This window comes from Runella sp., assembly GCF_027484545.1.
GTDB lineage: Bacteria > Bacteroidota > Bacteroidia > Cytophagales > Spirosomataceae > Runella.
This window is the reverse complement of record NZ_JAIXST010000314.1, coordinates 1-12,214: the sequence shown is the minus strand read 5'-3', so window position 1 is coordinate 12,214 and position 12,214 is coordinate 1. Positions and strand designations below refer to the sequence as shown.

The window sequence follows — 12,214 nt, the reverse complement described above, 5'->3', positions numbered from 1 at the left end:
GATTACGAAAAGCACACTCAAAATAGTGAAAGTATGCGGGGCCGCCCGTGCGGTTTATTTAGCTATGATTCAGCTAATGTTGAAACGCCTTGATTGATATTTTAAAACAGTTTCTAAAACAAAGTCTATATAAGTACCGCATTTTATATCGAGTCAAGGTTTACTTTTTTTGAACGTCTCAAAAATTGGTTTTAGTTTTAGCCCGATTTACTATGACCGCAACTCTCCATGACTCTCCAACAAATACAGGAAGCTACCCACTACCTTCAACAACAAACCAACGGTTTTATCCCTCAAACAGGCATTATTCTGGGAACAGGACTTGGCGCACTGGTCAATGACATTGAAATTGACTATACCATTGAGTACGAATACATTCCGCATTTCCCAGTTTCTACCGTTGAGTTTCACAAAGGACGATTATTGTTTGGGATATTGGCGGGCAAAAAGGTCATTTGTATGCAAGGACGCTTTCATTATTACGAAGGTTATACCATGCAGCAAGTGACATTTCCCGTTCGGGTGATGAAATTGCTTGGTATTCAACAACTGTTGGTTTCTAACGCTGCGGGCGGGCTCAACCCTTCCTATCAAACGAGCGATTTGATGATTATCAACGACCATATCAGTCAGTTTTTACCCGAAAATCCGCTACGCGGTGCCAATCTCGACTCTTTAGGCGACCGTTTTCCGGACATGAGTGATGTCTACGACGAGCAACTGATTGAAAATGCGCTGCAAATTGCCCAAAAACACGGCATTCGCGCACATGCAGGGGTCTATGTGAGCGTAACTGGACCACAATTGGAAACCAAAGCCGAATATCGAATGCTACGTTTGCTGGGTGCTGATGCCGTTGGAATGAGTACTGCGCCCGAAGTAATGGTGGCCCGACACATGAATCTGCCCGTTTTCGGCGTGTCCGTCATTACCGATATGTGTATTCCCGAAACGCTGGAAAAAGCCGAAATCAGTAAAATTTTGGCGGCTGCCTACCAAGCGGAACCCAACATGACGCTGATAATGAAAGAATTACTGAAACTTTTACCTTAACTTTTTACAATCCTCTGGTCGCTTTTTTGTAACGTACCGACGCCACCAGAAAGTTATAAACACTCGTCAGGTAATTGTTTTCGGCATTTTGAAGGCTGTATTCCGTATTTTTAAGGTCTGATAGAAGAAGAGTTCCTTTTTCGTAGCGCAAACGGTCGGTTTCCAGAATTTGTTGGGCCAACGCCAGATTCGCTTTTGTATCGGTTAAATTGGCTTTTTCCTGACTCAAGGTATTGGAGGTATTGCGCACCTCGTACCCGAAATCCGCCTTTAATTTTTCGACCGTATTCCGATTGACCTGTGCCCGAATGGCATAATCCCGTTTCAACAGATTCGTTTGTTTCCCGTCAAAAATCGGAACATTCACTTTCAGACCCACATAATTATAAGGAAACCACGTTCCTGCGGAAAAAGGATTGAATTTATCGTTCAATTGCAAGGCGGTATAATTTCCGTAGGCCGACACCACGGGAGCCAATCGCGCCTTTTGTTTTTGCTCGGTCAACTCATTGATTTTCAGCGAAGCCTGCTCCTGTAAAACCTCAGGGCGTTGTTCGGCAGTACCCTCCGATGATACCACTTGATTTTGTTGAAACAAACCAGTTAATGTCTCCACCAATTCAATAACAGCCTCGCTTTTCAATCCAATTTGGTATTTTAAATTTTCCAAGCCCAACGCATATTCCTGTCGTGCTTTATTAAGGGTAGTTTGGGCATTGTTTACGTCCAACCCCAAACGGTCGAAATCATTTTTGAGCAACGTCCCTTTTTCTAACTTTGTTTTTCCCGCTTCCAAATACGCTTTTGTCCGCTCCACTGATTTTTCAGCCAACGCTACTTTCTCCCCGTTAAACAAGGCAGCGAAATAAGCTTCGGTTACGGCCAATTTTACGTCTATTTTCTGTTTTTCAAGCGTTATCGCCTGACTTTGGACAGAAGCCTGATTCAATTGACGGTCATATTTTGTAGCGGCATCATACACTTTTTGCTCCGCATTGAGTCCGAGATTATTATTAAAGGGAACTCCCAACACCAATTTCACATCCTGACCGTTGGCAAAAGGGGCATTTTTAAACACGGACGTTTGGAGTTGGGTATTCCAACGCAAATCTGCCGAAGCATTGACTTGCGGAAGCCATTTTGCGCTTAATTTATCATTTTCCCCCTCCGCCAATTGAATCTGCAACTGTTGATTTTTGAGTTCCCAGCGGTTTTCAAGGGCCGCTTTGAGCGCATCATCGAGCGTAAGTCGCTGCGCTGTTGCTATATAAGAATAAAGTGACGAAAAAATCAGAGGAAAGAAATAGAATGCCTTTTTCATGGCGACTTACGGATATTTTTAGGTTCTGAATACTTGAGCAGGCTCCATCTTAATGATTTTTCGCATGGCAAACAGACTGCCCAAAATGGCAATAAAGAGAGTGACGCCAATCAGGAAAAGCGTTAGATAAGGGGTAATTTTGATATTAAGGCTGGTTTTGGTCACGTTCACAAAGCCTTTTAACAAAACAAAAGCGATTCCAAAACCCACCACCGAATAAATAACCGCCTGCCACAAAATCAATTGCCGAATGATTCCGTTGGTCCCGCCAATGGCTTTGAGGGTACCATAATCTTTCAAGCGGTCGTTGACGGCGGAAAACATGGTTAAACCCACAATGGCAAATCCTGTTATAATGGCAAAAACAACCAATAGCCCAAACGAGGCCACAATACCGCTGTTAAGGGCAAAATACTTCAAACTTTCATCGGTATAGGTCTGACCATCACGGGCTTTTACGCCCATGAGTTCCTTATTTATATTGTCAACCACTTGCTGATTGGTGTATCCGGGTTCAATTTCCACCAAAAAAGCGGAAGCTTGGGTGGTCGGAATCTTGCAAAGCTTACGCACTCGTTCCACCGTAGTAAAGCCGTAGGCTACTCCGAGACCTTTGGCTCCCCGGGTATTTCCGCTCAGAAAAGCGCGATTTCCGTTGAACTCAAAATGGTCGCCCATCTTTATTTTTTTGGAAGAAATCTGATCATATTCATCCGTTATAATCGCTCCCTCCTGCTGTAAATCTTCCAAATTACCCTTTACAAAATTCCACGGCCCTCCAATGTGACGCGGCGATTGGGTCCCAATGAGCGTAATGGGTGTTTTGGTATCGTCTTTGAATTTGGCACTCCCCGCTCCCACGACCATCGTATTGGCGCGCAACACCCCTGCAACGGTCATCAACTCCCGTGAAATACGCATATCCAATAAAGGCAAATCACTGACTTGTTGACTTTTATCGCTGACCACCCAGATGTATTGTTTGTTATTTTCGGCCAATGAGATCGTACCTCCTAAAAGCGCAAAACAGATCCCAAGCTGTTGGCCGATCAAAAACACCGACAGAATGATACCGAACAAGATTCCAAACATCTTGGCCTTGTCGTACCACATGAATTTAAAGGCTTCTTTGAGCATTTTATGTTAGTTCGTTAGCTGTTATCCGTTTATCAGTTACCCGTTTACCGTTATCCGTTACTTCAAAAGAATAATACAATCAACGCGGCTACCAATCAACGGCATTTTCCCCGAATCCAGCCGAATTGAAACATCACGCACACGGCGATCTTCCTGTTCGGTAGACTGATCTTTAAAAAGAGACTTTTGTTTGAGATAATCCGCCGCATAACTGACCATTCCCTTCGCCAGCGTATCGCCCGTCGTTTGAGAAAGCACAAAGGCTTTTTGTCCCACCTGAACCCGTTCCGCGTACAATTCGTCCACTTCCGTTTTGGCATACAAAGCTCCTTCGGGCGCAAAGTCCGCTATTTTGGTATCGTTATTGACGTAATCGCCCGATTTAACCAATACTTTCAGCACTTTCCCGCCGAGTAATGCGGTTACTCTTTTCTTTTCAACTACCGTTCGGTAATAGTTAATATCAGCCTGCATCTCTCCCACTTTACTTTGTGCCTGACGGATGTTAGCCTCGGCAGTTTCTAAGTCTTTCACCAATTTGTCGAGTGCAGCTTTACTGTCATCAAGCCCCTGTTTGGTTTGAGCATTCCCTTTGAAAAGGTCTAAGTTTCGCTCGTAGGTTTCTTTCGCATTTTTAAGGTTTACTTTCAACCCTTCCAATGTCGCCTGATTTGCGGCAATTGTCGCCTGTTGGGTCCCCACTTTGCTCTGTGCCTGACGCAGCTGTGCATTTTCGAGGACTACTTCTACATTCAACAACTGTTGTCCCTTGCTGACAGCTTGGTTGTCATCGATCAAAACGGCCAAAACGCGCCCGGTGGTTCCTGCCGTCAGGCTCATAATACCATCTTCGGGCTCAATACGCGCTACCCCTAAGATTTGATTTTTTGTCGATGGTTTCGGAATGGAATCTGCTTTAGCGGCCGCTTCTTCCTTGGCTTTTTTGTCACCGCAACTTACCAAGGCAAACATCAGGGCAAGCATCAGTAATCCGTTTTTCATGGGTAGGATTGAATTCATGCGTTTTTCAATTTATTAATCCACTTTATTCAAAGCAATCGGTGTCACAAAACCGTTTTTAACTTCTACCGCCCGGTCAGCGTATTGTTGAAGTCGCGGGTCGTGGGTCACTACCGCAACGGCTTTTCCCTGCCGCGCCAGCGATTGAAGTTCTTTCATTACAACTACTAATGAGTCTTTATCAAGGGAAGCGGTAGGCTCATCGCACAATACCATTTTAGGTTCGGTCACCAAAGCCCGCGCAATGGCAATTCGTTGTTGCTGTCCTCCGGAGAGCGCCTTGGGCAGGCTTTTCCGTCGGTCGGTCATTCCTACCGTTTCCAGCGCTTTCTGTACCCGGCGTTTACGCTCGACTTTTCCCACTTCCAACAGTTTAAGGGGTAGTTCTACGTTTTCTTCTGCACTGAGCGGTGCTAAAAGGTTAAAGCTTTGGAACACAAACCCAATCGTTTCCAATCGTAGTCGTGCCAATTGCCTTTCTTTTAACTCATTGATATGCTTTCCATCTACCCACAAATCACCATAACTCGGATAAATCACACAACCTAACATGGAAAGCAGGGTTGTTTTCCCCGAACCTGATGGCCCGATGATCAAAGTCAACTCACCTTCATTCAATTGGAAATCCGTTGGTTGCAAAGCTACAATCGTCTGATCGCCCGTTTTGTATTCTTTTCCTGCCCCTTTTAATTCCGCAATCATCATTTCATTTCAATATTTATGCAAAAATAGTACGAATTCATACTATAAAACAAAGATATCAATCATATTTATTTTTAAATCGTAATTTTAAAACTATTTTTATTGACAATTGTTACGAAATTTTAGTTTTATTTTGTCCTACAATCCACCTAAAAAGCATTTTACAGTGAAAACAATAGTACATTATTTACTGAGCATTTTATTTTTTGCTCAATCCTTTGCTCAAGCGCCCTATATACTTGTATTAGGTACTGCCCAAGACGGTGGCTACCCTCAGGCAGGGTGCAATAAAGATTGTTGCCGGGCCGTTTGGGAAAAGAAGTTGGCCTTTCAGGGTGTTTCGTGTTTGGCTTTGGTGGATCCACATACGGGGCAACGGTGGTTATTTGATGCCACTCCAGACTTTAAAGAACAGTTAGAAGCCTTAAAGTCGTTGACGAAAAACCCTTCCAATCAATTAGCCGGCATCTTTCTGACCCATGCACACATAGGCCACTATACGGGCCTGATGGATTTGGGACGCGAAGTGATGGGAACGCAGCAAATGGGAGTATACGCCATGCCTCGAATGAAACAATTTTTAGAAACCAACGGTCCTTGGAGCCAACTCACCCAAATTGAAAACATAAAAATTCAACCGCTTCAGGATTCACAAGACATCCAACTCAATGAACGCTTGAAAGTTCGCCCTTTCCGTGTGCCTCACCGAGACGAGTTTTCGGAAACAGTTGGCTTTGAAATCATTGGCCTTACTAAAAAGGTTATTTTTCTACCGGATATTGACAAGTGGCAAAAATGGAGTACCTCGCTTAAAACCGTCATTGAAGGGGTTGATTTTGCTTTTATCGACGGAACATTTTACCAAGACGGCGAAATCAATCGACCAATGAGTGAAGTACCGCACCCATTTGTGACCGAAACCATGTCGTTATTAGAAGAATTACCGCCAAACCAAAAAGCCAAAGTACAGTTTATTCATTTAAACCACACCAATCCCTTACTGCGTAAAAATTCACCGGAAGCACAGTCAGTAAGAAAGAAAGGATTTGGAATTGCCGAAACGGGACAACGTATTGAATTATAAAGCCATGGAGAAATTAGTGGAATTGGTCAACCTTTGGGCATCCTATAGCCGCGAAAACCCTGATATTGACATCAAGGATTTTTGCGTCAGGTATTTGGCCGAACAACACATTCCTGCCTTTCAGCTTAAAGAAGAAATCAATCAGGAAAGTGATGCGAATCAGGATGACTTTTGGAGTACGCAAAGCCTTCTTGACGGGGAATTGAGTGCCTTGGTAGGCCGACTATCTCGTTTTGCTTATTTTTATTCAAAGAAGGCAGTCGAAAAGATGCGTTTTAAAAATTTAGACGATATTATTTACCTCTTTCTGATGATTGAGATGAAGTCTCCTAAAAAAAGCGAACTGATTTATGCCATGCTGTCCGAATTTGCGTCAGGCATCGACATCATCAATCGCTTGCTGAAAATGGGGCTTTGCGAAGAATTTCCTGATGAAAACGACAAACGTGCCAAACGAGTGAGAATTACTCCCACCGGCATAGAAGCATTACAGGAAGCTTCCCCCATTATGGCCCAAATCAGCAGGATTGCCTTCAACGAATTGACCCAAACGGAGAAAAAAATGATTACTCACATTTTACGCCGCGCCGACCGCTTTCATTCTGAGCACTATGCAGATTTCAGGGGGCAGGATTTTGATTCGATTTACGAAAGCGTAATCAACCCCGAAAGTTGAAGAAGCCCGTTGTTTAACTTTTTTAAGTATTAGTTCACTATTTGTTATTTTTTTAGTGTTTTTTTTACACACTTCTTGCAATTCTCACAATTATCGTTTTATCTTTACACCCAAGTTCAAGGAAGCACCTGAATTATTAAAAAAGTAAAATTATTGAGAGAAATCTTTACCTCAGTCATGAATTCAGATTTTACGAGATTTAGTACAGTGGCTGTGCTTATATATTTAGCCGCACTTTCTCGGGTTCTGCCGCATCCATTCAACTTTACACCGATTGGAGCCATTGCTTTGTTTGGGGCAGCACACTTCAGTCGCAAGTTCCTTGCATTCATGATTCTGGTTGTCGCCATGTTATTGAGCGATGCTTTCATCGGCAAACCTTCTCTCCCTACGTACATTTCGTTTACGCTGATTACAATTTTTGGCATATTATTTTTGAATAAAGTGACTTTCGGGCGCGTTGTCGTTGCCAGTTTGATTGCTTCTATTTCGTTCTTTTTAATCACTAACTTTTTTGTGTGGTATGGTGGAACCATGTATCCTCAAAATTGGCAGGGTTTAGTCACCTGCTACGCTGCAGGGCTTGCGTTTTATCAACCAACTCTATTCGGTAATCTATTTTTTAATACAGTAATGGGTGATTTGTTTTACAATGCTGTATTGTTTGGTAGTTTTTACGGAATACAACGATTTGCTTTCAAGCCCACAGTGGCATAAAAATATTTGTTTTCATGGCTGTTAATAGGTAGACAAATAGCCCCGAGTTTTCGGGGCTATTTTCTTTTGCAGTCACATCAAAATTTTCAGGTCCTTATTTTGTTTTTCCCTGCAATCCGCCAGTGTGCAAAGCTACGAGTATGTCTCCCTGCTTAAAAAAGCCTTTTTTCACTAAGTCATAGATCCCAAACATCATTTTACCCGTATATACCTGCTCCAAAGGGATATTGATTTGCGTTTCAAATTGTTCGATGAATTTCCATAACTCGTCCTTAACTTTTCCGTACCCTCCAAAATGGTAATCAGTCATTATTTCTGCCTTTATTTCCAGCACGGAAAGATGCTGAAGAATCATTTGCTTTGCCTCTTCCCCTTTGATTTTTAAGCTTGGGAAAACCAACACTTTTGCTTCGGAAGCAGAAAGCAAACCGGCCGCAGTGCCTCCGGTGCCTAAAGCCGTACATAAATAATCAACTGGACGATTCAATTGAGATTGAATTTCGGCAACAACTTCCGCTACTCCTTGTACCGCCAAGGCATTAGAACCACCTTCTGGAATAATATAACAACCCTCCCCAACTAATTGAGCCAATTTTTCTTTATCTCGATACTCTTCACGGCTTACAAACAGTAATTTCATTCCGCATTGAGACGCAAATCGAAGGGTTGGATTAGCATCTGCCCGCAGTTCGTCTCCTCTAATAATTCCAATGGTATCAAAACCTGTGGCCTGCCCGGCTGCCGCAGTGGCTGCGATGTGATTGGAATAAGCTCCGCCAAAAGTCAGCAATGTAGTAAAACCCTTTTTTTCGGCCTCAAAAAGATTATATTTGAGCTTTCGCCATTTGTTTCCTGATACGTATGGATGAATTAAATCATCCCTTTTGAAATATAGCGTTATCCCCCGCTCTATAAAAAACGGGTCTTCAACGATTTGAAGAGGCGTTTGGGCGGTGTTTTCCCAAAATGCAGTAACTCGACCCACAATAACAATTTACTTTTTACGTACTTTTGTTTGTTTCAAGCCCAAGTTTTACCAACTTTCACCAAAATCACTACACAATTATGAAAAAAATAATTTTGAGTCTCTTCTTTGTAGGAGCAATCTATGCCGTGTCAGCGCAGGATACGCCTTCGGCAGATGCCATTATTGACAAATATTTGGCCGCAGTCGGCGGGAAAGAAGCCATTGCCAAAATCGAAGATTTGACCATCGGCACCATTGCCGAAACCCAGCGCGGTTCGATGGAATCCGAAGTAAAAGTAAAAAAGCCCAATAAGTTTGCCTCTGTGATGTACATGATGGGTAACGAAGTAATGCGCGCTACCTGCGACGGAACAAAAGTTGCTACTGTGTCCGGTTTTGGTGGTAATACCAACAACCGCATGGCCGAAGGAAACGATGCCGTTGCGCAAATCTTACAAAACGTTCCTTTTCCTGAAATGCTGTATGCAGAGTACAAAATTGAAAAAAAGGTGGTTGGGAAAGAAGCCGTCAATGGAAAAGATGCCTGGAAAGTGGAATTGGCCATTCCAGAGGGAAGAAAATGGAACGACTACTTTGACGTAGAAAGCGGATTGAAAGTAAAACGCACTGCTGAAGGAGGTATGAGACCAGGCGGAGGCCAAGGCGGCCCACGTCCTGATGGACAACGTCCCGAAGGTCAGGCTGGCGCACCTGCACAAGCCGGCACACCCGGTCAAGGCGGAGGCGGAGGTCAGCGCGGCGGCATGGGAGGCATGGGCGGCGGCATGATGAACGTGACTTTTGGCGATTACAAAGAAATCAAAGATGGTAATGGCGTCAAAATCCCCTACACTCGCGAGCAAGGCAACGGTCAGTTTAGCTCAAAAGCCGAAGTGTCATCCGTAAAAATCAACAAAGGCATCAAAGACAGCAATTTTGTAATTAAATAGTTTTCAGTTTACGGTTAAAAATAACAGACTTTTATTGAACCATATAAGACATATAAGTAATTGTTATTCAAGTATTTAAAAACTTATATTGCCTTATATTTCTTATATGGTTCGTTATTATGCAGTAGCTAAGCTTATTCCTTCTTAAAGTGAAGCGTATTGATGAGATAGCCGTTGTTGGTAACGCGCATTAAGATATACACCTGAAATTTACTTCCGCTGAGGGTTTGGTACGTAGCTGTACAGTACCGAACTTTGGAAGCTGTCCCCTGAAAGCCGTAACGGAAATCTTTCGGGGGATATTTTTTGAAAAAGGTTTTCAAAATCAGTTCCGCCTGTCCATCTCGAACGCGACGAAAATCTACGCGCTCGGCATCAATCACCAATTCTAAGCTTTTCTCAAAATGGTCGGCCAAGGAGTGCGCATTCCCACTTTTGAAGGAACCTTTGATTTTTTCCGCGATTTCTACGTCGCTCGGGCTGCCGACGGAAATAAAGCTACACAAGGCAATCGCCCCCATCAACAACGTTCCTACTTGTTTTTTGAAAATTCTCATGACGAAAGAGTAATTTGCAGTTTGATTTCAAGTAGTTGTTGGCTAAAATTGTGCCAAACTATGATGTTCCCTAAAAAATGAGCCAAACCCATCAAACCGTGCAAAAATCTATTCTTTCAACCGAACAAACACATCAAAAAATAAAACGCATTGCTTTTGAGATTTACGAACGCAATTTTGAAGAAGGTGGCATTATTTTAGCGGGAATCGTAGGCGAAGGCTACGAAATGGCCCGATTACTGAAAACTTTTTTGGAAGAAATCTCCCAACTTCAGGTACAGCTGATGCAGGTGAACTTAAACAAAGAACAGCCGCACCTGAGCCCCGTGCAGTTTGATTTGGAAAAAGAATCGCTAAACGGAAAAGTCATCATCGTGGTGGATGATGTACTTAACACGGGAAGAACGTTGGCCTACAGTCTATCGCCCTTTTTGGGAGTAACGGTCAAGCGGGTGCAGGTAGCAGTGATGGTCAATCGCGCACACCATTCGTTTCCGATTTCGGCCGATTACGTGGGTTATGCACTCAGTACCACCCTCAACGAACACATTCGGGTACAATTGACGGGCGATGAAGCAGGGGTGTATTTGAGTTAGGGTTTCTTCAACCCTTTACTCATATACGATGGCCGTTCCGTTAGCGCTGACCATCAGCATAGATCCACCTCCTCCGATGGTTTGGAAATCTAGGTCAACGGCGATGATGGCGTTGGCACCCAGACGTTGCGCCTGTTCAATCATCTCTTTGATGGCAATTCCTTTGGCTTCGCGAAGTCCCTGTTCGTACGCGGTCGAACGCCCCCCTACGATGTCGCCGATACCCGCAAAAAAGTCTTTGACTAAGTTGGCTCCAATGATTGCTTCTCCGTTGACGAGGCCGATGTACTGCGTGATTTTTTTACCCTCGATGTTGCTGGTAGTAGTAATGAGCATAGATGTAGCGATGAGAACGAATGAAAGTACACGCAATATTAATGATAATGAAAGAAAATGACGTTAAAATCCGTGAACAACGGTCTTTGTAACGTATCAACGTCTTAAATTCTCCATGAATTTTGACGCCTTCCTCCAAAACTCACTAAAGTAAAATCAGATGAAAACCTTCCGTTTGCTCACCATTGCTTTTTTATTGAGTGGTATGAATGCGTATGCCCAACAACCCAAACCGGCGCTTCAATTGTACAGTTTCCGTGCGCAGTTTGCCAAAGACGTTCCTGGTACGATGGCCAAAGTACAGGGAATGGGCATTAAATACGTGGAATTGGCAGGAACCTACGGTCTGAGCGTACCGGATTTCCTGAAAATGCTGCAAAAACACAACCTAACTCCCATCGGTACCGGCGTAGATTTTGACGTGCTTGAAAAAAATCCTCAACAGGCCGTGGATGATGCCAAAACGTTGGGTGTGAAATACGTGGTTTGCTTTTGGATTCCGCACAAAGGAAATGAGTTTACCATTGAAGACGTCAACAAAGCCGTTACCGTTTTTAACAAAGCGGGGAAACTCCTCAAAGACAATGGTTTTTCTTTTTGTTTCCATCCCCACGGCTATGAATTTCGTCCGTATGGCAACGGTACGCTGTTTGATGAGTTGGCAAAAAACCTGGACCCGCGTTACGTTAATTTTGAAATGGATACCTATTGGATCAAACATCCGGGACAAGACCCTGTTGCCCTATTGAAAAAATACCCCAAGCGTTTCCCTTTATTACACGTAAAAGACCGTAAAATTGGAACCGTTGGCAACCAAAACGGACAAACCGACGTAGAAACCAACGTGGTGTTGGGCACGGGCGATGTGGGCCTACCTGCCATTATGAAAGAAGCCGCCAAAATCGGAGTAGAATACGCCATCATCGAAGACGAATCTTCCCGCTCGGAGGCGCAGGTGCCGTTGAGTATTGCGTTTTTGAAATAGGGTGATTGCATCAAGTGTTAAGTTGGTTTAACAGGGTTTTAAGGTAAGCATCGTCGCGAGCGGCTTTCTTTCGCTTACGAGCCAAACTCATTTCAGTCGGCTCTCGCTTTAAG

14 protein-coding genes are annotated in these 12,214 nt (G+C 43.6%); 7 read left to right on the top strand and 7 right to left on the bottom strand.

The annotated features are described in order from the left end of the window. The first annotated feature begins 228 nt into the window (after positions 1 to 228). On the top strand, positions 229 to 1,053 hold the full coding sequence (locus Q0081_RS28100; RefSeq protein WP_298361358.1) for a purine-nucleoside phosphorylase: 825 nt from the start codon (positions 229 to 231) through the stop codon (positions 1,051 to 1,053). 4 nt (positions 1,054 to 1,057) lie between these two features. Here Q0081_RS28100 and Q0081_RS28095 read toward each other — a convergent pair whose 3' ends face one another. The 4 genes from Q0081_RS28095 to Q0081_RS28080 are packed head-to-tail and all read right to left on the bottom strand — an operon-like array spanning position 1,058 to position 5,233. After that, on the bottom strand, positions 1,058 to 2,374 hold the full coding sequence (locus Q0081_RS28095; RefSeq protein ID WP_298361356.1) for a TolC family protein: 1,317 nt from the start codon (positions 2,372 to 2,374) through the stop codon (positions 1,058 to 1,060). 18 nt (positions 2,375 to 2,392) lie between these two features. Next, positions 2,393 to 3,511, bottom strand: coding sequence for an ABC transporter permease (locus Q0081_RS28090; protein ID WP_298361354.1), 1,119 nt, complete (start codon positions 3,509 to 3,511; stop codon positions 2,393 to 2,395). 57 nt (positions 3,512 to 3,568) lie between these two features. Further along, on the bottom strand, positions 3,569 to 4,531 hold the full coding sequence (locus Q0081_RS28085) for an HlyD family secretion protein (RefSeq protein ID WP_298361352.1): 963 nt from the start codon (positions 4,529 to 4,531) through the stop codon (positions 3,569 to 3,571). Between the two features lie 15 nt (positions 4,532 to 4,546). Then, positions 4,547 to 5,233, bottom strand: a complete 687-nt coding sequence (locus tag Q0081_RS28080; RefSeq protein WP_298361360.1) for an ABC transporter ATP-binding protein — start codon at positions 5,231 to 5,233, stop codon at positions 4,547 to 4,549. Positions 5,234 to 5,399: 166 nt separating this feature from the next. Between Q0081_RS28080 and Q0081_RS28075 the strand changes: the two genes are divergently transcribed. The 3 genes from Q0081_RS28075 to Q0081_RS28065 all read left to right on the top strand — a co-directional run bounded on the left by Q0081_RS28075 (position 5,400) and on the right by Q0081_RS28065 (position 7,710). Beyond that, positions 5,400 to 6,317 carry an MBL fold metallo-hydrolase gene (locus tag Q0081_RS28075; protein ID WP_298361350.1) on the top strand — a complete coding sequence of 306 codons (918 nt, stop codon included), beginning with the start codon at positions 5,400 to 5,402 and terminating at the stop codon, positions 6,315 to 6,317. Continuing rightward, a complete protein-coding gene (locus Q0081_RS28070; RefSeq protein ID WP_298361348.1) occupies positions 6,280 to 6,993 on the top strand; it encodes a MarR family winged helix-turn-helix transcriptional regulator in 714 nt (237 codons plus the stop codon). Before Q0081_RS28075 ends, Q0081_RS28070 begins: the two co-directional genes overlap by 38 nt. 177 nt (positions 6,994 to 7,170) lie before the next feature. Continuing rightward, entirely contained in the window at positions 7,171 to 7,710 is a 540-nt protein-coding gene (locus tag Q0081_RS28065) for a DUF6580 family putative transport protein (protein ID WP_298361346.1), read from the top strand. Positions 7,711 to 7,804: 94 nt separating this feature from the next. Here Q0081_RS28065 and Q0081_RS28060 read toward each other — a convergent pair whose 3' ends face one another. Beyond that, positions 7,805 to 8,695 (bottom strand): 1-aminocyclopropane-1-carboxylate deaminase/D-cysteine desulfhydrase, encoded by an 891-nt coding sequence (locus Q0081_RS28060; RefSeq protein ID WP_298361344.1) that lies wholly within the window; start codon positions 8,693 to 8,695, stop codon positions 7,805 to 7,807. Between the two features lie 80 nt (positions 8,696 to 8,775). Here Q0081_RS28060 and Q0081_RS28055 point away from each other — a divergent pair, with 80 nt between their 5' ends. After that, the gene (locus tag Q0081_RS28055; RefSeq protein WP_298361342.1) at positions 8,776 to 9,627 is read left to right on the top strand and encodes a hypothetical protein; all 852 of its coding nucleotides are present in this window, start codon (positions 8,776 to 8,778) and stop codon (positions 9,625 to 9,627) included. Between the two features lie 134 nt (positions 9,628 to 9,761). Here Q0081_RS28055 and Q0081_RS28050 read toward each other — a convergent pair whose 3' ends face one another. After that, positions 9,762 to 10,184, bottom strand: a complete 423-nt coding sequence (locus Q0081_RS28050; protein ID WP_298361340.1) for a DUF4783 domain-containing protein — start codon at positions 10,182 to 10,184, stop codon at positions 9,762 to 9,764. Positions 10,185 to 10,261: 77 nt separating this feature from the next. Between Q0081_RS28050 and Q0081_RS28045 the strand changes: the two genes are divergently transcribed. Beyond that, positions 10,262 to 10,780: a phosphoribosyltransferase family protein gene (locus Q0081_RS28045; protein WP_298361338.1), complete on the top strand. Its 519-nt coding sequence runs from the start codon at positions 10,262 to 10,264 to the stop codon at positions 10,778 to 10,780. Between the two features lie 15 nt (positions 10,781 to 10,795). Here Q0081_RS28045 and Q0081_RS28040 read toward each other — a convergent pair whose 3' ends face one another. Further along, entirely contained in the window at positions 10,796 to 11,116 is a 321-nt protein-coding gene (locus tag Q0081_RS28040; protein WP_298361336.1) for a heavy metal-binding domain-containing protein, read from the bottom strand. Positions 11,117 to 11,276: 160 nt separating this feature from the next. Here Q0081_RS28040 and Q0081_RS28035 point away from each other — a divergent pair, with 160 nt between their 5' ends. Continuing rightward, positions 11,277 to 12,101 carry a sugar phosphate isomerase/epimerase gene (locus tag Q0081_RS28035; RefSeq protein ID WP_298361334.1) on the top strand — a complete coding sequence of 275 codons (825 nt, stop codon included), beginning with the start codon at positions 11,277 to 11,279 and terminating at the stop codon, positions 12,099 to 12,101. Positions 12,102 to 12,214: the final 113 nt, after the last annotated feature.